The sequence below is a fragment of the Undibacterium paludis genome (assembly GCF_022568815.1).
Classification (GTDB): domain Bacteria; phylum Pseudomonadota; class Gammaproteobacteria; order Burkholderiales; family Burkholderiaceae_D; genus Undibacterium.
In genome coordinates this window covers 295839-317581 of the sequence record NZ_JAKZHX010000004.1, presented here as the reverse complement: position 1 = coordinate 317581, position 21743 = coordinate 295839, and the positions used below count along the sequence as shown (strand labels likewise).

Sequence of the window (21743 nt, the reverse complement as noted above, 5' to 3'; positions counted from 1 at the left end):
GTAACACCGGTATTGCTGACAGGCTTGATTTGTATATCTGCTCGCGAATGTCAGGACATGGTGCAGAGCTCAAGCGGCATGGCAGGTTGGTGGAGCGGGCCAGTGAAAAGGGTCAGAAATGATGGCATTCCTGACCCTGTGCTTGTTTACATCATCCCCATGGCGCGTGGCAGCCACAGAGACAGGCCCGGCCAGTAAGTAACAATGACCAGGAAAACCAGCATCGTGATCAGCCAGGGCATGACAGCGACAGTCAGTTCCGTGATACTCATTTTTGAAATACCGCTGGCCACATACAGATTGAGACCAACCGGTGGATGGCAAAGGCCGACTTCCATATTGGCGTCAATCAGAATACCAAAATGGACAGAGTCTATGCCCAGGCGTATGGCGGCAGGGTGGAGGATAGGAGCCATCACCAGGATGATGGATGAAGGCTCCATCACATTACCTGCCAGCAGGAGCAGGACATTGGTAAAGAACAGGAAGCCAGCCTGGCCCAGCTCTTTGCCCAGTATCCAGTCAGCCATGAGCTGGGGAATATTTTCATGCGCCATCAGGAAAGAAAACAGCACCGCATTGGTGATGATATACAACAGCATGGCCGACAATGCTGCCGAATTGACCAGTACCTTGGGGGTGTTTGAAATCTTCATGTCTTTATACACAAAGACTGAAATGAAAAAAGCGTAGACCGCGCTCATGGCCGCGGCTTCGGTTGCCGTGAACACACCGCTGTAGATGCCGCCTATGATGATGACCACCAGCAGCAAACCCCAGATACTTTCACGGAAGGCTTTCCAGCGTTCACCCCAGGTGGCCTTTTTCATGCGCGGGTAGCCATTTTTCTTCGCCAGATACCAGGTGGTGGCGCACAGCATGGCTGTCAGCAGCATGCCCGGGAACAGACCGGCGACGAACAGGGCGCCGATCGAGGTATTGGTGGAAATCGCGTAAATCACCTTGGGGATGGATGGCAGCATCAGTATGCCCAGTGAGCCGGCCGTGATGATGACACCGGCGCCAAACTGCTTGGGATAGCCCTGCTTGACCATGGCAGGCAGGATGATGGAGCCAATCGCCACTACTGTCGCCACGCTGGAGCCGCAGACTAGCGCAAACATCGCGCAGGAGATGATGCCGGCGAGGGCCAGGCCGCCATGCCAGTGACCTACCATGCTGGTAGCAAAATTGATCATGCGCTTGGCAACACCTCCGTGCGTCAGGAAGTTACCTGCCAGGATAAAGAAAGGGATCGCCATGATCTCGAACTTTTCTATACCTGTGAACAGCTTCAGGGCCACAGCTTCTATCGGCACCTGGGTCAGCAGGTACATGAACATCAATACAGTCAGGCCAAGGGCAATCGAGACCGGGATGCCGGTCAGCATCAGCGCAATCAGCAAGGCGAAAACGATGCCTATCTTGCCCATCATACACATGGCGCCCAGCGCCAGGGCTATGCCACACAAAACGATGGTGGCGCGTTGCTTGGACATCTGCTTGATGCCCAGCGTATCCATGGCGGCACTCATTACGCACCTCCTTTCGCAGCGGTTGCTGGTTGTAATTGAACTTCATTTTCTTCATCACTCAGCCCCTCAACATGGGCATGATCATGCTGTGGTACTTCACCTGTTCGATAAAAAACCAGCGCAACCTGAATGAAGCGGAAACACATCAGATAGGATCCCATCCAGACGGCGGAATAGACGATCCAGGTTGGCCATTCCAGATCTGGCGTCGTCGGTCCTTCTGTCAGATCACCGACTGACAGGCCCAGGGTATTGAAAATGGCATAGTGCATACCGTTTTCCCAGACGAAGGTCAGGCCCAGTGTACCAATGATGCCGGTAAAGATCATGCCGCAGACCAGAGCGGTATAGACGGTGGCATTGCGCCATTCTGCCGGCAGGCGGGTGACCAGGACATCAACCCCTACATGTACGCCGGCCCGTACGCCGTAGGCGGCGCCAAATTTGGCCATCCAGACGAACATGATGATGCATAACTCTTGCGCCCAGCTAAAGTGCAGAGAGAGCAACCAGTCTTGCACGACAGGGATGTTAAAACCAGTCCCATAGCGGTGCAGTACAGAGATGAAGATAATGAGAGTTGCACCCCCCATGAGGGCGGCGATAATCCATTCTTCCAGATGATCGAGAAATTTCATGGCAAGATCCCTTTGAAAAAAGAAGGCGATGACGAACAAACCCGGCAGTATGCCTGTTTAACAGGGCAAGCGGCACACAATACAGCTGATATCTGTCATGACTGTTTAACTTTAGCAGTGGATAGTCAGACCGGATGCTTGCAGGTGCTACAAATTACAGGACTGCGTTAGATATTGCGCTGGCATTCAGGACGACGTGCCAGCAGTATTGAGCAATGCAGATGTTTGCGTCATAAGGTCCCCGTATTTTAAGATTTTGTTTTGCTTCCCAGTTTCAGGCAAGCATGCTGCTTGCGGCAACTGTGGTTTTCCACATCGTGTTATCCAGTTCATCTTGAAACAGCAAATCCCGCGTGCTTTGGTGTAACCGAACATGTCCTTGTTCTGCATCTGACAGTTTCGGCATGCCGCGCCCGAGTCCAGGAATAAGATGAGTGCAAGTATAGTAAGATTTTGGGCTTGTTGAGCGTGTACGTGGCGTTTCTGCACAAGATTGGCAGGGCTTGTGGTTTTCCACAGTTGGCAGATAATGCTGGCATTGCAATAATTTGTGCAACAATCCACAAAAACGTCCGGAGACTAAATATGAAATTGAAGTCAATGCTGTTTTCCCTGCTGGCTGCTTCACTTGTCAGTGGTGCTGCTTTTGCGCAGACGCCTATCGTCATCAAATTCAGTCATGTGGTTTCCAACGATACACCTAAAGGCAAGGCTGCCGAGCGTTTCAAGGAACTGGCCGAAAAAGCCACCAAAGGCCGCGTCAAGGTTGAAGTGTATGCCAACAGCACCTTGTATAAAGACAAGGAAGAACTGGAGGCACTGCAATTGGGCGCAGTACAGATGCTGGCGCCTTCGCTGGCCAAGTTTGGCCCCCTGGGTGTCAAGGAATTTGAAGTCTTCGACCTGCCTTATATTTTCCCGTCTAAAGATGTGCTGTATGCAGTGACTGAAGGCCAGATAGGCAAAGACCTCATGAAAAAGCTGGAACCCAAGGGTATTACCGGCCTGGGTTTTTGGGATAATGGCTTCAAGGTCATGTCCGCCAATAAGCCCATGCACTTGCCCGCGGACGTGAAGGGGCAAAAATTGCGCATACAGTCATCCAAGGTACTGGATGCCCAGATGCGCGCACTGGGCGCCAATCCTCAGGTACTGGCGTTCTCTGAAGTCTATCAAGCCTTGCAGACCGGTGTTGTCGACGGGACAGAAAATCCGCCAAGCAATCTGTACACACAAAAAATGCATGAAGTGCAAAAGCATGTAACTGTTACTAATCACGGTTACTTAGGCTATGCAGTCATCGTCAACAAGAAATTCTGGGATGGCTTGCCGGCGGATATCCGCGCTCAACTCGATGAGGCGATGAAAGCAGCAACCAAATATGCCAACGCCATCGCGCAGCAAGAAAATGACAATGCCCTGGAAGCCGTGAAAAAATCCGGCAAGACCACGGTCTATGTGCTGACGGACAAGGAAAAGGCTGAATGGCGCAAAGCACTTTTGCCTGTGCAAAAAGAGATGGAAGGTCGCATTGGCAAAGACCTTATTGCCAATGTCAACAAGGAAGCGGCCAAACTGGGCTTCAAGTAATTTTGTGAAAATAAAAAGCCATCGTGACGCAGTCAAGGTGGCTTTTTATTGCACATTTACAAATGAAACTGCTCATGCCAGTTCCTGATCATTGCGGTTTTGGGCTCAAATTCTGCCCTACAAAGATCATGGTCGCACGATATCGATATATGTAAATGTAAGCGTTTTACCTGATCGGCAAAAGGTTTCCAGAACATGGAATGATTCTCTGTGTTGATATTTGTTTTTTACAAGCACCAAAATGGGGATTGCATGTAGTTCTATAGCTGCTTGGCCTTGTTTGGTCATGACAAGCGCTCTCCTCCAAGGGGCGGTGGGGATGTAAAATAAATCATTACTTACTTGTCAATTTGGATTGCCAATAAGCTAAACGAAATTGATTCGCCAAAGTTTAAAAGTAATTGCCGCATTTCCCACAAGGAAATACGGCAATTTTTATTTTGGCAGAATTTAAATTGGTATTGCCTAGCACATTTTTTAGGTTTATGATCGTTTTTCACATATCTGCAACAATGCACTGTTTTGTGTCATTTTTGTTTTGAAAGCGAAAACTTGTCATGCTATATTCACGGCAGTTCAGATTTCTGCAAGATAAAAATAAGAAGAAAAAGCACATAGGTTTATAAGGCGGTAGTGCAAAATAACGGTAACAATACCGTACACACTGAGGAGACGCGCGTTTTTACTACAAGCTGAGTGAATGTGATAAATTAAAAAAATCACATGCGCTAAACAGCCGAAAACGCGAAAGATGTTTTAAAGGCGCATCAGATGATGCGCCTTTTTTCTTTTGTCCAAAGGAAATCCATGCTGTACAAAGAATCTCATGTATCAAAAGAGGCTGGTTTCTTCTCTGCAGTTGTTGAGGCTCCTTTTGGTGCTGTCGGCATACGTTGCGAAGACCAGCAAGTCAGTGAACTGGTGTATTTGCCGCCACGCTTCCAGGAGAAAGCGCCTGCTGACAAGCTCACTGAAAAAGTGGTCAGGCAGATAGAAGCTTACCTCCAGGATCCCGATTTTCAATTTGATTTGCCCTTGAAAGCAGCGGGCACGGCATTCCAGGGTAAGGTCTGGCAGGCAATTTCATCCATACCGCGTGGTCAGGTACTTACCTACGGGCAAATTGCCAAACACATACGTTCTGCGCCACGGGCAGTTGGCCAGGCCTGCGGCGCCAACTGGTATCCCTTGATCATACCTTGCCACCGCGTGACGGCGGCTGGCGGCTTGGGTGGTTTTGCACATAATGATGATGAGACAGGATTCCAGCTGGGCGTTAAACGCTGGCTGCTGACACATGAAGGTGTGGCGGGTTTCACCCAGGAAAGCATGTGGAAGTAAGAAAAAATCAGGAAATACCAGTCGTTTTGCCAGACCATGTCACAGCACAGATAGACCAGTTTTGTGATGCCTTATGGCTGGAAGACGGCTTGGCCAGGAACACCATAGAGGCCTATCGTCGCGATATGCGCCTGTTTGCGCAATGGTTGCATCAGGGGCAGGGAAAGCACCTGTATCAAGTTGGCCATGTGGAAATTGCTAATTATATCGCAGAGAAACATGCGAGCTCGAAAGCCAGTTCAGCCAATCGGCGCATGAGTGTGCTCAAGCGTTTCTATTTGCTGGCATTTCGCCAGAACCTGATTGGGCAGAATCCCTGTACCAAACTGCGTGCGGCCAAGCAGGCATTGCGCTTGCCTAAAAGTTTGAGTGAAGACCAGGTTGTTGCCTTGCTACAGGCCCCCGATGATACCGAGCCGCTGGGTTTGCGCGATAAGACCATGCTGGAACTTTTATATGCCTGCGGCTTGCGAGTCAGTGAACTGGTGGGGCTGCGTTCTATTGAAGTAGGACTCAACGAGGGGGTATTGCGTATCACTGGCAAAGGCGACAAAACCAGGCTGGTACCGTTTGGCGAAGTAGCACGTGGCTGGCTGGAGCGCTATCTGCGCGAGGGCAGGCCAGCAATATTGAATGGGCAAATAGACGATGCGCTGTTTGTTACCGCCCGTGGCGGCGCCATGACCAGACAGATGTTTTGGATATTGATAAAAAAATATGCAATGCAGGCCAATATCACCACATCCTTGTCACCGCATACCTTGCGCCACGCGTTTGCCACGCATCTGCTCAATCATGGCGCTGACTTGCGGGTCGTGCAGTTGCTGCTTGGCCATGCTGATATTTCCACTACGCAAATCTACACACATGTGGCGCGGGAGCGCCTGAAGAAATTACATGCCATGCATCATCCGCGTGGTTAAGTTGTCTGGATAAAAAAATCCACACCGGTCTGACGGTGTGGATTTCCAATGCAGATATGTAGACCTATTTTACTGCTGTATTTTCTTCCAGGAATTTTTCTACCCTGGTCCAGAAGTCAACATTGTTTTTGAGTTGACGCCAACCATGGCCTTCACCTGTATAAGTGATCCACTCCACTTTGGTCGTAGCGGGCACTGCTTTTTTGAAGCGCTCACCATGTACTAATGGTACACGGACGTCTTCGACGCCATAAGCAAGGATCAGCGGTCTGGTTAATCTATTTGCCTGTTCCACCGGTGAGGTTGCTTTCAACTGGGCCGCATCTTTTTCCTGATCACCTATCAATACCGGCATACCATAACGCGCCCAGGTGCTGCCTGCGGTATCACTCCAGCTAACGTCATACAAGAGGTTGATGTCAGTCACGCCAACCCAGCTGATACCGCAGCGGTACATATCCGGTTCCTTGATCAGCCCCATCAACACAGCGTACCCGCCATAACTTGCACCAGCGATGCAGATACGTTTTGGATCGGCATAGCCTTTTTCAATGGCCCATTTGGTGACGTCAGTAACGTCGTCCTGCATGGCGAGTCCCCATTGTTTCCAGCCTGCCTTGTGCAATGTCTTGCCATATCCTTCGCTGCCGCGAAAATCTGGTTCGATGACGACGTAGCCACGTGAGGCCAGGAACTGTGTTTCTCTATTCCAGTTCCAGTGGCCGCCCCTAACATACGGGCCGCCATGCACCATGACTACCATGGGCAGATTTTTGCCTGTGCTGTTACGGGGAATCGTGACGTATGTCGGGATTTCCAGGCCATCCCTGGCTTTGACTTTAACAAAGTCTTTATAGGACATATCCTTGGCCTGGATTTCAGGACTACGGTCACCTATGGCAGTGAACTGGTCTGTTTGCGTATTGTAGATGTAATAAGAGCCAGGGTGCGTGTCGGAACGGGAGAAGACGACAGCCAGCTGAGTATCCGCATCTGTTGCGATAGACAGACTATTGATGGTGTTAGGAAGCGCCTTGTCTATTTTTGCCTGCAACGCCTTTAATTTGTCATCCAGCCACAAAACACCTGGTGCATCGGTTTCAAAACTCACTCCCAGCAGTTTATTGAGTTTTTTGTTGAAAAAGAAATTTCCATTGAAATCAAAACCCTTTGTGGACACGATAGGCGTGTCGTCGATTTTGTTTTTCTCAAGATCGTAACGATAGACTGCGGTTGTATCCTGGCCCTGATGAGCCGTAACGTAGAGTTGCCCATCGGGTGAAATGAACTGCGGTGAAAAACCGTCTTCTTTTGTTTTGTCATAACTGATCAGGGTGCGCCATTGCTGAGTTTTTTCATCTTTATAATCAACGCCTGACAGATTATCTACATTGGTGAGAGCCACGCGAAGCAATCCATTCTTGTCAGTCATAAACCCAATCGCATTTGGTGGCGTGGGAATGGTTTCGCTTTGGCCTGTGAGTGTGTCTAGCTTGATGAGTGAGGCAGTGGGGTTTTTACGGGTACCAGTCCTGCGGGTGACATAGATTTCATTTGAGCTTGCGGTATTGACAGTGCTAAGGTAGCGATGTCCGTAAGACAGGACGCGTGTGTTGGAGGCACCGGGGCCACCGACGAGTTGTCGAAACTGGCTGCTATCGAGATTGATGGCGAACAGGCCATTTCCATTGCGGAATTCGTCTTGTCCCGCGTTATTATCCCAAGTGCTGAAAACCAGCCGCTGGGAGTTCACCCAATGGAAATCATTGACATCCGTTTTTTCGTAGCCTGCCAGGATTTTCGGTGTCATTGTCGCCGTATCCATGACTGACAGGACTACGCGGTCATTTTTACCTTTAGCCAGCATGGCAATGGTTTTGCCATCTGGTGATACCTGCACTTTTTCAATTTGCTGATTCTTGAAGAAATTTTCGACCGGGATTTTTTCTTTTACCGGTACCTGTGCATGGGCTGGCAGCGCAAGGATGAAGGCTATAGCTGTGCAAACTGAAAGTTGCCTGCACATAACGGTGAGCACCTGTTTCATTCTTTGTCCTATGTGATTTATCTTTGATAATAAGAAGTACTAAAAATAAACGCCCCGGGTTACGAGGCGTTTATTCGTTTTACTACGTCAACCGATCAACGGAAAACATATCTTGCAGAGATTGTGAAATAACGGCCGAAGTCGTTATGCAAAGTTGAGTTGTAACCTTGCTGTATAGTTGTTGCTGTTGTTGTCGGACTGTAAGGTGCTTTGGAATCAGTGATGTTGCGGATATTGATGCCCAAAGTCAGATCCTTGAATCCGGTGTAGTTGTAACCTACGTCCAGAGTGGTCCAGCTTGAAATTTGGCAATCAGGGAAGTACTTGGTGTAATTCGGCTGATTGGCAAAGGTTGCGTTGACACCGGCTGGCACGCCACTGCCATAGTAGCAGTATGGTGTGGAGTAGGTTGTCGTGTTGTCATAACGACGATACTGGGAAACACTGTCAGTAAAGTTGATGGCACCGTATGCTGTGTGTGGACCCTTTTCCCAGACAGTACGCAGTGTTGCACGCAGACGAGGAATATTGCCGACTGACGTGGTCCAGTCATTCAGACCGCCGTTTGTACCAACAGCATTCCTTTCCAGGTCGCCAGGGGATTCTGCACGACGATAGGAAATCAGGTAAGTGGATTTCAGGGAAGTAGACAATTTGCCATTTTCACCGAGGTTGTTGCGCATTTTCAGCTCAACGTCCACACCACTGACTTCTGTACTACCCTGATTAACCCAAGGTGTTTTCACTGCCAGCAATGGACCCGTACCAGGGATAGGATTGCCGTTGGCATCTTTCAACTGATTCAGCGGATTAGTATCGCGGACGATATAATCAGCCGGGAAGTTGTTTGGATGTTCGAGCAGGTAAGTAGAGCTACTCAGGGCCACTTCACCTTCTTGACGCAGTTTGTAGGCATCTACAACGACGTCAAAGTTGGCAGTTGGAGAGTAGATCATACCAAAAGCGATGCTCTTGGATTTTTCTGGTTTCAGGTCAGGGTTGGCACCACCGACACCGGATACGCTCTTGGCGCAGTCAGCCTGTTCAGCACCGGCAACAGGATTTGCGCCGTTAGGGCAACGAACAGGGTCAACTGTATTGTTCAGGAAGAACTGCGCACCACCGGCTGCAACCTGGGACAGAGCTGGAGCACGGAAACCTTCAGCGTAAGTACCACGGAATGCCAGACCGTCAACGACTGTCCATTTTGCACCGACTTTAGGTACGAAGTTACCCTTGATGCTTGGGTATTTATCGTAACGGCCGGCGAAATCCATTTCGAAGTTTTTCAGGAATGGCGTACGGAACTCGAAGAATGCGGAAGAAACATTGCGCTTCGCATCAATCGCTGTTGTCGACAGGCCGAGGATATCGCCACGTGCATTGATAGGATCGGGATTGATAGTCAGTTTTTCCTGACGGAATTCAACACCTGCCGCGAAGCCGATTGCACCGCCGCCCAGGTTGCCAAATTCTGTTGTTGCCTTGGCGTCCCATTGAGCTATTTCAGCAGTGCCGACGTTGGTCAGGTCAGGGCTCAGGGTTGGATCCGCTGCGATGGAAGCGAGTGAGCGGTTTTCCGTGACCAGCTTGCGCAAGGTAGGCAGATACAGGAAGCCATGGGCAACTTCATTACGTTCAGAACGGTTCCACAGTACCGCACTTTCCCAATCCCAGCTGGAAACTGTCCCTTTCAGGCCGGCGACCAAGCGAGACGCTTTATTGTCCAGATCGGTACCGAATCTGACGTTTTCAAAGCGATAGGAAACAGCAGAGCGCGCATCTTTATTCGGATTGTCAGGATGACCGATAGGCAAAATCGCCTGGAAAGGTGTCGCCAGACCGCCAACCAGGAAGTTGGTTGTAGGAGATGTGCCGCTGATCGAACGTGGAGAGCCGCGATAGACACGCTTGGAATCGTTATAGGCAAATTCACCGAAAGCGGACAGCTTGTCGTTGATTTTCAGGTTGCCGACGGTCATGAAGCTGATGTCATCGCCTTTGGTCTGTACGTCGGTATCTGCATCCAGATCGTAGTTACAGAAAGTACGGCCAAACAAAACGCTGGTAGATGCGATATTGTTCACAGCTGCGCCAGTCACTTTACGATTGTCTGCGCAATTGGTCTGGTTGATGACGGTTGCACCTGTCGTGAAGAAGGACAGGGAGCCAGGTGAACGTTCCTTGAAGAAGAAAGCCTGGTTGGAAACGCTGCTACTAAATGGATTCAAACGATAGTTAATGTCAGCATAAGCCTGTGCATTGATGTCGTTGGAACCATTCTTCATGGTTGTAGCGTTTTGTTTGCGGTAGTCTACTGCAAACAGGACGTTGTAGCCCTGGCTGGCGTAGTCACCGAAGCCGATTGTGCCATTGACATTCTGGCGGCCGAATTCGCGGTCATCATTGGCTGCGATACTGGCGGAAACCTCTCCACCCTGATAGTCACGCTTGGTGATGAAGTTGATAACGCCGGCGACCGCATCGGAACCATACACTGCAGATGCGCCGTCTTTGAAAATCTCTACTTTTTCAATGGCGGACAGAGGAATGCTGTTCAGATCGTACAGTGTGGATTGACCGTTGTTCGGATTGGCATAAGCCGATGGTGTCATGCGACGGCCATTCAACAGGATCAGTGTCGATGTCGAACCCAGGCCGCGCAGGGATGCTGTTGCAACACCGCGGGAGAAACCATTCTGGTCCGGCGTATCGTTGTAACCACCAGTCCCCATGGATGGGACGCTCTTCAACAATTCCAGCACCGTTGTTGCACCACTTTGCTTGATTTCTTTAGCGGTGATCGTTTGAATTGGGGACGTACCTTCTTTATCAGCACGCTTGATGTTCGAGCCGGTAATTTCGATACGCTGTGGAGCAGCTTCAGATTGCGCGTGGGCATAACCCCCGATCAACATGGAGCCAGCGAGTACGCTTAGCGCCAGGCGCACTGACTGTACGCCCACTTTTTCTTTAAATATCATTATTGTTCCCTCTTTATTGATAGACCTGATGCATTCGGGTGCCGGATCCGTTTGAGCAGTGGAGATCAGTTTCAAAAATTTTGTTAATAATGAAACTTTCTTGTGCTGCCGTCTGATGAGAAATTGCTGCGTTTTTCCTCTATATATTTACGCTTGGGAAATGAAAGGCAATGAATCAAACAGAACTTTATTATGTAAATAAAATACCTTTGGGGAAAGCATTTGTTACGTTTTTTTGACCGTATGTTGTTTGACGGAGACAAGAAATGAAAATTTAATTTCTAAATTTTCACGAATTGTAAAATTGATGGCTATTTTATAAATTTATTCAACATCATATAAATTCAAGTAATAAGCTTATAAATGATAGGAAATCGCTCTATATAGATATAAAACTGATCAAATATATTTGATTTTCTGATGAGTATGCTTTTCAAAAAATGCGAAAAAATTTTCAAATTGAAGATTTTCTGTAAAAATCCGGGCAGCAAAGAAAGTTCCTTCAACTTGTAAGAACTTGTAAGGGCAAATCTTGTCACAATGGATTGTAACTTTAAGGGGCATTGTGAGAGTTTTATGCATATTGCTGTCATTTATTTAATCAACCAGGAATCGATATGAGATCAGCAAAAGTTGTACATTTTAAGAAGAAGACCCTATTCCTTTTGATTTGCGCGCTGAGCGAAGCAGCTTTCGCCCAGGCACCCCAGACACCTCCTGTTGCTGCCCCCGCAGCAAATGGCGCTAATGCCGCAGCACCGGTAGCGGCGGCTACACCGGCACCCGCCGCCGGACTCAAGCCATTCAAGGAAATTATCAAGGATGCAAAAGAGCTCAAGGGGTTCTTTAATCTGTATCAAAAAGACGAAAAGGTCTGGATAGAAATCCGCCCTGAACAATTTGATAAGCCCTTCCTGTTTACTTATAACATCCCCAACAGCATAGGCGAGCGTGGTTTGTACGGCAGCCAGATGGGCCGTGGTTATCATGTTGTTTTCAAGAAAGTTGGTAACCAGGTTCAATTGCTGGCTAAGAATACTGAGTTTGTGGCAACACCAGGCACACCGCAGGCCCATGCAGTTGCCCAGGCATTTTCAGACAGCCTGCTGGCCAGTGCTGCCGTGTTGAGTACACCAAATTCAGAAACCAAGGGCATACTGGTGGATGCCAGCGCCTTGCTGTTCAATGATATTCCTGCGTATTCGACCCGGCTGGAATATGCTTACCGCACTATCTATGCCATGGACAAGGCCAACACCAGCTTTGGCAAGTTGAATGTCGATGATTCACTGGCAGGTTTTTTTGTCAATGCGCATTTCATGACACCACGCATTGCTGCCTCTCCATTGGTACCACCACCAGTTGCGCTCCCTACGCCGCCACAAACTACACCTGATCCGCGTAGCTTTTTCGTGGGTTTCTATTTTAATTTCTCAGCTTTGCCGGCTGAAGTCATGCGCCCGCGACTGGCGGATGACAGGTTGGGGCATTTCGTGACAACCAGCTATGATTTCACAGACGATATCAAGCCCAAGACCTCACGTCATTTTGTCAACCGCTGGCGTCTCGAAAAGCAGGACCCTGCTGCCGCCCTGTCTGAACCCAAGCAACCTATTGTTTATTGGCTGGACAAGAACGTACCGGAAAAATATCGCAAGAGCATCAGCGAAGGCGTGCTGGAGTGGAACAAGGCATTTGAAAAGATAGGTTTCAAGAATGCCGTAGTCGTCAAACAGCAGACCGAAGCAGATACCTTTGACACCATGGATGCCCGTCATGCATCGATACGCTGGTTTGTCGGTGCTGACGTCGGCTTTGCCATTGGCCCTTCACGCGTGGATGAGCGAAGTGGCGAAATCCTGGACGCCGATATCGGTATGTCCGACGTATTTGCCCGTGGCGCACGCCGGATGATCGGTGAAGACGGCCAGCAGCCTGCGGCTCAGCATCAGCACGGTGATTGTGACTTTGCCCATGAAGCATCAATGGAAATGGGTTTTGCCATGGATTTGCTCGACGCCCGTGGTGAAGTAGACATGGATAGCCCGAAAGCTGAAGCATTGGCGCAGGCCTATGTCAAAGACGTCATCATGCATGAAGTGGGACACACCCTGGGCTTGCGTCACAACTTCCGTTCTTCGACCATCTATACCCTGAAGCAATTGCAGGACCCGGCTTTCACCAAGGTCAATGGCCTGGCAGGTTCGGTGATGGACTATGTGCCTTTCAACCTGGCGACCAAGGGTGAGCCTCAGGGCGAGTATGTAATGTCTTCACTGGGACCTTATGATTACTGGGCAATTGAATATGCTTACAAGCCTATCGATGCTGACAAGGAAAAAGAAGAGCTGACGCGTATTGCATCTCGCTCGACGGAACCTCTGCTTGCTTATGGTACGGATGAAGATGCCATGGGGACCATGGTATCTGACCCGGATGTCAACGTGTTTGACCTGGGCTCAGACCCGCTGGCCTATATTCAGAAACGCCTGACGATATCACGCGAACTGTGGGACAGATTGCAGACTCGCCAATTAAAGGCTGGTGACAGCTATGAAGCCTTGCGTCGCAGTTTTGACTATGGCTTCGGTCAGTTTGCCCGTACCGTGCCTTTGGCCACCAAATATGTCGGCGGAACGACATTCCTGAGGGATCATGCAGGAACGGGGCGCGCCACATTCACACCTATATCTGTAGAGCGTCAGCGTCTGGCATTGAAGCTGGTTTCTGACAGCTTGTTTGCAGCCAAGAGTTTTGTTTTCACGCCAGAACTGCTGAGCCGCTTGGGCGTGGATCATTTCCAGCGTGCCAACCGCAACGACGTTTCGATTTCTGCCCGCTTGCTGAGTCTGCAAACCGGCGCACTGGATTCGTTGATGTCGGATATGGTTGCCCAACGCATGTTGAATACTGCCGAGAAACTGCGTGACGCCAAAAAGGTGCTGTCTCTGCACGAATTGTATGGCACTTTACAATCGAACATCTGGAGCGAATTGGCGAGTGGTGCAGATATCAGTTCTGCACGTCGCAATCTGCAACGCGAGCACTTGAAGCGTTTGTCGAATGCCTTGTTGAAACCTGCAGCAACGACTCCTGCTGACGCACGCAGTTTGCAAAGGGAGCAGGCAAATCAATTGCTGGTGGCGATCCGTGGTGCAGTCGGCAAGCCCATGAGTGCAGAATCACGTGCGCATTTGTCTGAAAGTCTGGCAACCCTGAATGAGGTATTGAAGGCTTCTCTGGTGCGAGCCGGTATTTGATGGCGAGACTACCTGTGTAACAAATGCTCAATATTTTATTCAATATGTAGTATCTGCTGACCTGTTGAGCGAGAGTTGATCAGGTTGCTGAAGAACCCGTGCCTTGGCACGGGTTTTTTTATTTTGCTTGATCTGAATTTATTAAATCTTTCCTTGAGTAAATGAGGAAATGAAAAGGTGACTCAAAAAAACAACAGTGCTAAATATATTTTAAAAATTAGTCAAAAGCTAATTTTTAAAAACTTAATTTTTGTTAAACGGGAAAATTCAATAAAAAACTTTTTTTTTCCTCATTAATCAAAAACATTATTTCCAATTCCATGATTTGCTGAGTAAAAGCTCTAAATCCAGGTAAAAAAAACTCGGCAAGTTACATAATGTAACAGTCCATAATCAGGGTTCTTCTCAAAAACCTTATGTTTTTGTAAGCGAAATTATCTGGCGAAGTGTGGAGATTGCCAGCTTTCTCTGAAGGCTGGAGTAACTTATCCAAATAAAATTTGCTCAAAATGGTGCACATAAGGTTCGTATAGGGAAGTAAGCGCTTGCATTGAAAAATTAAAACAGAAAGGTAATTCATGAAGCTGAGTCGTCTCGCATTTGCTTTGTCCAGCATAGGCTTGTTTTCCATAGCCACTGGAGCATTAGCGCAAGTAACCACGTCGCAAGAGGATGAGAAAAAAGCTGAGAAGCAAATCCAGAAGGTGGAAGTGACAGGTTCCAAAATTAAACGTATCAATTATGAAACAGCCTCACCAGTCCAGGTCATTACCCGTGACGAACTGGTACGTGGCGGTGCTACCTCATTGACCGAAGTGCTGAAAACCATCTCTGCGAACCAGGGTGGTATTGATGAAAACCGTACCAATGGTTTTACAGCGGGCGCTTCTGGTCTGAACTTGCGCGGCATCGGTAGCCAGGCAACCCTGGTGCTGATCAATGGCCGCCGCCTGGCTGCTTACGCACAACCGGAATACCAGACCACATTTGTGGATTTGAACTCAGTACCGGTTGGTGCAGTTGAACGTATTGAAGTCTTGAAAGACGGCGCATCCGCTATCTATGGTTCTGAAGCGATGGCCGGTGTTGTCAACATCATCCTGCGTGACAGCTTCCAGGGGGCTGAAATCAGTGGTTCGATCGCCCAGTCGCAAAAACATGACGGCGAACAAGTCCGTACGACCATGAGCTATGGTTTTGGTAGCCTGGTTGAAGACCACTATAACGTGTATGCAACGCTTGATATCCGTCAACGCAAACCGATGTTCATCAGCAAGCGTGATGACTACCTGAGTACGGAAGACCTGCGTCCTTATGGCTACAAGGACAATCGTTCTCTGTATACCTTCCCTGGCAACATTTACTGGACAGATAAAGCTACAGGTAAATTTGTTTCCCGTTCCCTGGACAAAAACTGCCCGGCAGACCGCCTGGTCTCCGCTGACACCTTCTTTGGTGCCGGTACTCAGGGTACAGCCTGCGTATTTGATGACCTGAAAGATGCGACCGTCAATTCTGGCGGCAAAACAGACCGCGTAGGTCTGGTCAGCCGCGGTACCTGGCAGCTCAATGCTGACACCAGCGTATTTGCTGAAATCATGTACAACCAGAACAAAGCCTCGGTCACAGGCTTGCCACACTGGTTTGCTGGTCAGAATGGCCTGGACACACCAGCTCTGCCTATCACGCATCCACAATACCCTAAAGAGCTGATTGATCCGGTCACAGGTAAAACGCTGGCTGGTGGTAACGGTTCGGTACGTGTTCGCGCTTCCTTGCGTGATTTCCCAGGTCAGGGCCTGGAAAATACAACCGACTTTGGTCGCTATCTGGCAGGTATCAAGGGCACTTATTCCAAATGGGACTGGGAATCTGCGCTGATGTACAACACCAGCAAGGTTGAATCCAAGGCAACGGCCGGTATCCTGGCAGCACCATTCATTGAGGCCTATAAAAATGGTACCTTCCTGTTCGGTTCTTCTGCACAAAATGCTGATCTGTATAAAAAAATCGTTACTGATTCAGCAGACAGCTTCAAATCGGGCATGTATCTGTGGGATGGCAAAGTCTCTGGCGAGTTGATGCAATTGCCAGCTGGTCCTTTGTCCATCGCGGTTGGCGTAGAAGCTCGTCGTGAAACACTGTCGGTCAATCCTTCCCAGTTGTCAGTTGACGGCGCTCTGTATCACCGCGCACAAGCTCAGCCAGGTTATGAGCGTGGCCGCAACATCGCTTCGACTTATGCTGAATTGTCTGCGCCATTGCTCAAGACCCTGGAAGGTCAACTGGCAGTCCGTTACGACCGTTACTCTGACTATGGCAGTTCCACGACACCAAAAGTCGGCCTGAAATGGAATGTTGATCCATCCATTATGGTCCGTGGTACTTACGCGACTGGTTTCCGCGCACCGACACTGGTGGAAAACTCTACGCAGATCCTCAAGGCATTCCTGTCCTATCGTGATCCAGAGCGTTGCAACGACAAGTTCACCAATGGTTGCCAATGGAGCAGTGCATATGAAAGCGGCTCCAACCCTGCGCTGAAGCCAGAAACAGCAGACAGCTTTACCCTGGGTATTGTCTGGGAACCAACTTCATGGCTCAATGCAAGCCTGGATTTCTGGCAGATCAAGCGCAAGGATGAAATCTCGACTTTCGATCTGCAGACAGTTCTGGCAAATCCTGGCCGCTATGCCGGGAACCCTGCTGCCATCATCACACGTGATCCTCTGACTGCTGCTGACAAGGCTGCTGGTGCGACTGCCGGTGAAATCACCAACCTGCGCTTGTTGCTGACGAATGTCGCCGTAACACAAGTACGCGGCGTGGATCTGGATGTGAACGCCAAGTTCAACCTCGGCGAATATGGCCGTATCAATCCAAACGTGAAAGTGACTTATAACCACTCTTACAAATCTGCCCCTTCGCCAGAGGCTGACCTGATTGAATACGCTGGCTCACGCAATCAACCGCGAGTACAGGCGACAGCGGGTATCACCTGGGAAAAAGCTGCATGGAAAGCATCGCTGGATGCAGTCCATATCGGCCATATGTCTTCCAACGGTGATTTCACACAGCCATGTGTGTTTGAAACCCAGGGTTATCCGGCACTGTGCAAGGACATTCCTTCCTTCACAACGTTCAACCTGGGTGGCAGCTACTCTGGCCTGATGAAAGACTTGAAACTGAGCTTCGCAATCAGGAACGTATTTGACCGTATGCCTCCTTTTGCACCAAGCGCAACTTCTACTCAGGCTATTCCTGCCATCACCAGTCTGCATGATGTTGTTGGTCGTTACTTCCAGTTCACAGTGGATTACAAGTTCAAGTAATTCCATGAATTGAATAAGTGCCGGAATCCCTGATTCCGGCACTTATTTTTTTATTCGCCGGTTGTGCCGGCAAATTAAATCATGAAGTAAGAATATCAATTCTTCAGAGGGAGATAAGAACATGAAGAAACAATTCAGCAAAGCAGTCCTGGTGGGACTGTTATGTGCCGCGGGCGTAGTCAGCTTGCCTGCCCATGCAGACAAATCCATTCCTGTCGCAGATTTTTTTAAAAAACCACAATTCGGCGGCCGTCCGGTATTGTCTCCGGACGGACAAAGCATGGCTGTGCTGGTGCCAAAGAACGGGCGATATGCACTGGCTGTCATCCGCCTGGATTCACGTCAGCCAAAAGTGATCGCAGCAGATATAGACTGGGATATCGTTAGCCCACAATGGGTCAACAACCAGCGCCTGGTATTCAGTTTGAGTCGTGGCAGTGATGTTGTGATGGAAGACAATGATGGTGGTGGCTTGTTCGCCGTCAATATTGACGGGTCTTCTTTCCGCAAACTGGTTCCGACAATCAAGGAAGCAAAGGCCGGGAATATTACCTATAAACCGTATGCGGTGCTGAGTCGTGTTGACGCTACCAGCAATGACCTGATCGTGGCCAATAATTCGCGTGGCAGGGATGCCAAGCTCGGGGCATCCGATGTACTGCGTCTTGATACCGTCAGTGGCAAGACCAAACTTCTGACGTTTGACAATCCAGGTAAAATTGGTAGTTGGCTGCTTGACCACAATAACGTGATACGTGCTGGCATTTCAAATGATGTCGACCCAGCGAATAAGCGTATTAAACAAGTCGTATATTATCGCGAAGGTGAGGCTGCACCCTGGAAGGTGATACATCAGGCGTATCTGGACGAAGGCAAGGAAATGTATCCGCTTGGCTTTGACTTCGATAACAAGACCTTGCTGGTAGCTGGCCGCTTCAATGGGGCAGACAAATCTGCAGTCTATATCTGGGATTTTGCGAAGCAGACAGTTGGTGAAATGGTAGCCGATCACCCTGTTGCTGATCTGAATGATCTTCGCATGGATTTACAGCGCAAGAAACTGGTTGGTGTACCAGTAGAAGCCATGCTGCCGGAGAATATTTATTTTGACGAAGACTATGCTCGCATGAATGCGACGCTGAGCGCCAGTTTTCCGGGGCAGCATGTGTCTTTTCAGTGGAGCGGAAAAAATGTTGTTGCCTTTGTTTACGGCGATAATAACCCAGGCTCGGTCTATTTTTACGACACAGAAAAGAAAGCACTTGAGCCAGTCTATGTGTCCAAACCAGAACTGGAAGGCAAAAAACTATCTGCTCAAAAAGTCATTAATTACCAGGCTCGTGATGGCTTGAATATTCCGGCATACCTGACTTTACCGGAAGGTGTGCCGGCAAAGAATCTCCCTCTGGTTGCCTATGTCCATGGCGGCCCACATGCTCGTGACGGCTATGGCTTCGACCCGATGACACAAACACTTGCTTCACGTGGCTATGCCGTCCTCCAGCCGCAGTTCCGTATGTCTACCGGCTTTGGCTGGAAGCATCATACGGCGGGCTGGAAGCAATGGGGCCTGTCCATGCAGGATGATATTACCGACGGTATCGAAGACCTGGTCAAAAAAGGTATCGTTGATAAAAACCGTGTTTGCATCATTGGCGCCAGTTACGGTGGCTATGCAACGATGTACGGCCTGGTGAAAGACCCGGATTTGTACAAGTGCGGCGTCAACTGGGTGGGCGTGACTGACGTCAAAATGTTATTCACTGTTAACTGGTCAGATATGTCAGGCCCGTACATGGATAATATGGGTGCAAAAATGCATGGTGACCCAAAAACTGACGATGCCTATTTTCATAAAGTGTCGGCGATAGAAAACGCCAGCAAGATCAAGGCCCCGGTACTGATGGCTTATGGTAGTGAAGACGTACGCGTACCCTTGATCCATGGTGAAAAAATGCGCGACAAGCTGCTGGCACAAGGTAATACCGTGGAATGGATGGTATTTGCCGGTGAGGGGCATGGCTGGGCGAAAGAAAGTAATCGCATCAAATGGGGCGAGGCTGTTCTGCGCTTCATAGACAAATATATAGGCGATAACTCTCCGGTGGCTAAAAAATAATAGTCGAACAGATGTCTGAATCTGCTTGAATTTGAAACCGGCAAGTTCGCTTGCCGGTTTTTTTATTGTTCACGATATTGTCCGTAATTGGGACGTAAATTATGCAAGTTTGTAATCGAACGCTATAATTTGCAGCGGTATCGTTAGCAAATCCTGTTTTTGAGAGTGTAATTTTGGCCAAAAAAGAGCATGTATCAGCCACCCAGGCGACACAGTTGTTGCGCAAGCAAAAAATTGAGTTTAGCGAGCATCCTTACGCTTATGAAGAGCATGGCGGCACGGCCGTATCTGCACGTGAACTGGGGGTAGATGAGCACCATGTCGTCAAGACCCTGGTGATGCAGGATGAAGCAGCCAAACCCTTGATCGTACTTATGCACGGAGACAGAAAAGTTTCGACCAAGAATCTGGCACGGCAAATTCCCTGCAAGCTGGTTGAACCTTGCAAGCCAGAGATTGCACAAAAGCATTCCGGTTACCTGGTCGGCGGGACATCCCCGTTTGGCACAAAAAAAATCATGCCCGTGTATGTGGAACGCAGCATACTTGAGCTGAGCAAGATTTACATCAACGGCGGCCAGCGCGGCTACCTGATAGGCATTGCGCCTGAAGTCCTGGTGACGCTGCTGCATGCGCGTGCTGTTGATTGTGCGCTTGACGAATGATTCTGTTTCCGCATTGTACGATTTCAATTGCCGGATGGCAGGACTGTCATATACTTGCGGGAAATTTCCCCATGAAGAATAAGAAATAAGGATAAGGAATAAGATGAATACACTATTGGCCGCCATTGCTGCTTACCTGATCGGCTCACTGTCTTTTGCTGTTGTCGTCAGTAAATTATTTGGTCTGGCTGACCCGCGTACCTATGGTTCAAAAAACCCTGGCGCTACCAATGTTTTACGTAGCGGTAACAAGGCGGCAGCAATATTGACGCTGCTTGGTGATGCCTTCAAGGGCTGGCTGGCTGTGTGGCTGGTAATCCGTTTTGGTGGCAAGTTCGGACTGGATGATACCAGTACCGCCGTGGTTGCGCTCGCAGTCTTTATTGGTCACCTGTGGCCGGTATTCTTTAAATTTGTCGGTGGCAAAGGGGTGGCTACCGCCGCAGGCATACTGATTGGTATTGATATCTGGCTGGGTGTCGCAACCCTGTCAACCTGGTTGATGGTAGCGTTTGCTTTCCGCTATTCGTCGCTGGCGGCTTTGATCGCGGCGATTTTTGCGCCTCTTTATTATGGTTTTCTATTCGGGCCAGATGTGCAAATGGCTGCAGTTGCGATCATGAGTGGCTTGCTGGTCTACCGTCATAGCCAGAACATTGCCAATCTGATTGCAGGTAAAGAAAGTCGCCTTGGCAGCAAAAAGACTGATGCTCAGGCTGCCGCCAGAAAATAGATTAAAAATTGCAAATAAATCTAGAATAATTTTATTCCGTTAAGTATGCTTGATTTGATGGCAAATCATTTTAACTACAAAGACGGAGTTAAAAAATGAAAATGATATTCGGCAGGTCCTGGCTGGCGTCGTTGTCATTCTTACTGATGCTGCTGAATTTACCGGTTTTTGCCGCCGAGCACGGAACCGCCAACGAAGCCAAGGCGATGGTGCAAAAAGCGCTGGATGCGATGAAAAAGCATGGAGTCGACGCCACCATTGCTGAAATCAATAAACGTGACGGTCAGTACCAGGACAAGGACTTATATATTGTCGTCTATGATGTCAATGGCAAAAACCTGGCCCACCTGAACCCCAAGATGGTGGGGAAGGACATGATGGATCTGACTGATGTTGACGGTAAATTCTTCATCCGTGAACGCATAGAGTTGGTCAAAACCAAGGGCAAGGGTTGGCAGGATTATAAATTTATCAATCCCACTACCAAGCAGATAGAGCCCAAATCCATGTATGTGGAAAAATACGAGAACGTCATCGTTGGTTGCGGCATCTACAAATAGAGTGCTGGTGCCGGGC

Annotated in this window: 13 protein-coding genes; 9 read left to right on the top strand and 4 right to left on the bottom strand. The window is 49.0% G+C overall.

The window, feature by feature from the left end:
* Positions 1-146: 146 nt before the first annotated feature.
* Both LZ463_RS09635 and LZ463_RS09630 read right to left on the bottom strand, forming a co-directional pair.
* Positions 147-1433, bottom strand: coding sequence for a TRAP transporter large permease (locus LZ463_RS09635; protein ID WP_241455457.1), 1287 nt, complete (start codon positions 1431-1433; stop codon positions 147-149).
* 101 nt (positions 1434-1534) lie between these two features.
* Positions 1535-2173 (bottom strand): TRAP transporter small permease, encoded by a 639-nt coding sequence (locus LZ463_RS09630; protein WP_241455410.1) that lies wholly within the window; start codon positions 2171-2173, stop codon positions 1535-1537.
* 585 nt (positions 2174-2758) lie between these two features.
* Between LZ463_RS09630 and LZ463_RS09625 the strand changes: the two genes are divergently transcribed.
* The 3 genes from LZ463_RS09625 (at position 2759) to xerD (ending at position 6027) form a co-directional block, all read left to right on the top strand.
* On the top strand, positions 2759-3763 hold the full coding sequence (locus LZ463_RS09625) for a TRAP transporter substrate-binding protein (protein WP_241455409.1): 1005 nt from the start codon (positions 2759-2761) through the stop codon (positions 3761-3763).
* Positions 3764-4570: 807 nt separating this feature from the next.
* Complete coding sequence (locus LZ463_RS09620; RefSeq protein ID WP_241455408.1) at positions 4571-5104, top strand: methylated-DNA--[protein]-cysteine S-methyltransferase; 534 nt, start codon at positions 4571-4573, stop codon at positions 5102-5104.
* The gene (gene xerD / locus LZ463_RS09615) at positions 5095-6027 is read left to right on the top strand and encodes a site-specific tyrosine recombinase XerD (protein WP_241455407.1); all 933 of its coding nucleotides are present in this window, start codon (positions 5095-5097) and stop codon (positions 6025-6027) included. The genes LZ463_RS09620 and xerD overlap by 10 nt, the downstream gene beginning before the upstream one ends.
* 64 nt (positions 6028-6091) lie before the next feature.
* Here the strand turns inward: xerD and LZ463_RS09610 are convergent, their stop codons facing one another.
* Together LZ463_RS09610 and LZ463_RS09605 are read right to left on the bottom strand one after the other, a co-directional pair.
* Positions 6092-8074 carry an alpha/beta hydrolase family protein gene (locus tag LZ463_RS09610; protein ID WP_241455406.1) on the bottom strand — a complete coding sequence of 661 codons (1983 nt, stop codon included), beginning with the start codon at positions 8072-8074 and terminating at the stop codon, positions 6092-6094.
* Positions 8075-8169: 95 nt separating this feature from the next.
* Positions 8170-11058 (bottom strand): TonB-dependent receptor plug domain-containing protein, encoded by a 2889-nt coding sequence (locus tag LZ463_RS09605; protein ID WP_241455405.1) that lies wholly within the window; start codon positions 11056-11058, stop codon positions 8170-8172.
* Between the two features lie 617 nt (positions 11059-11675).
* On the opposite strand from LZ463_RS09605, the gene LZ463_RS09600 reads away from it, so the two are divergent.
* The 6 genes from LZ463_RS09600 (at position 11676) to LZ463_RS09575 (ending at position 21727) form a co-directional block, all read left to right on the top strand.
* Positions 11676-14318, top strand: coding sequence for a zinc-dependent metalloprotease (locus tag LZ463_RS09600; RefSeq protein WP_241455404.1), 2643 nt, complete (start codon positions 11676-11678; stop codon positions 14316-14318).
* Positions 14319-14896: 578 nt separating this feature from the next.
* On the top strand, positions 14897-17650 hold the full coding sequence (locus LZ463_RS09595; protein WP_241455403.1) for a TonB-dependent receptor: 2754 nt from the start codon (positions 14897-14899) through the stop codon (positions 17648-17650).
* Positions 17651-17771: 121 nt separating this feature from the next.
* Positions 17772-19769: a S9 family peptidase gene (locus LZ463_RS09590; RefSeq protein ID WP_241455402.1), complete on the top strand. Its 1998-nt coding sequence runs from the start codon at positions 17772-17774 to the stop codon at positions 19767-19769.
* Positions 19770-19939: 170 nt separating this feature from the next.
* Complete coding sequence (gene ybaK / locus LZ463_RS09585) at positions 19940-20434, top strand: Cys-tRNA(Pro) deacylase (protein WP_489686100.1); 495 nt, start codon at positions 19940-19942, stop codon at positions 20432-20434.
* Positions 20435-20537: 103 nt separating this feature from the next.
* Positions 20538-21167, top strand: coding sequence for a glycerol-3-phosphate 1-O-acyltransferase PlsY (gene plsY, locus LZ463_RS09580; protein WP_241455400.1), 630 nt, complete (start codon positions 20538-20540; stop codon positions 21165-21167).
* Positions 21168-21262: 95 nt separating this feature from the next.
* A complete protein-coding gene (locus LZ463_RS09575) occupies positions 21263-21727 on the top strand; it encodes a cache domain-containing protein (RefSeq protein WP_241455399.1) in 465 nt (154 codons plus the stop codon).
* Positions 21728-21743: the final 16 nt, after the last annotated feature.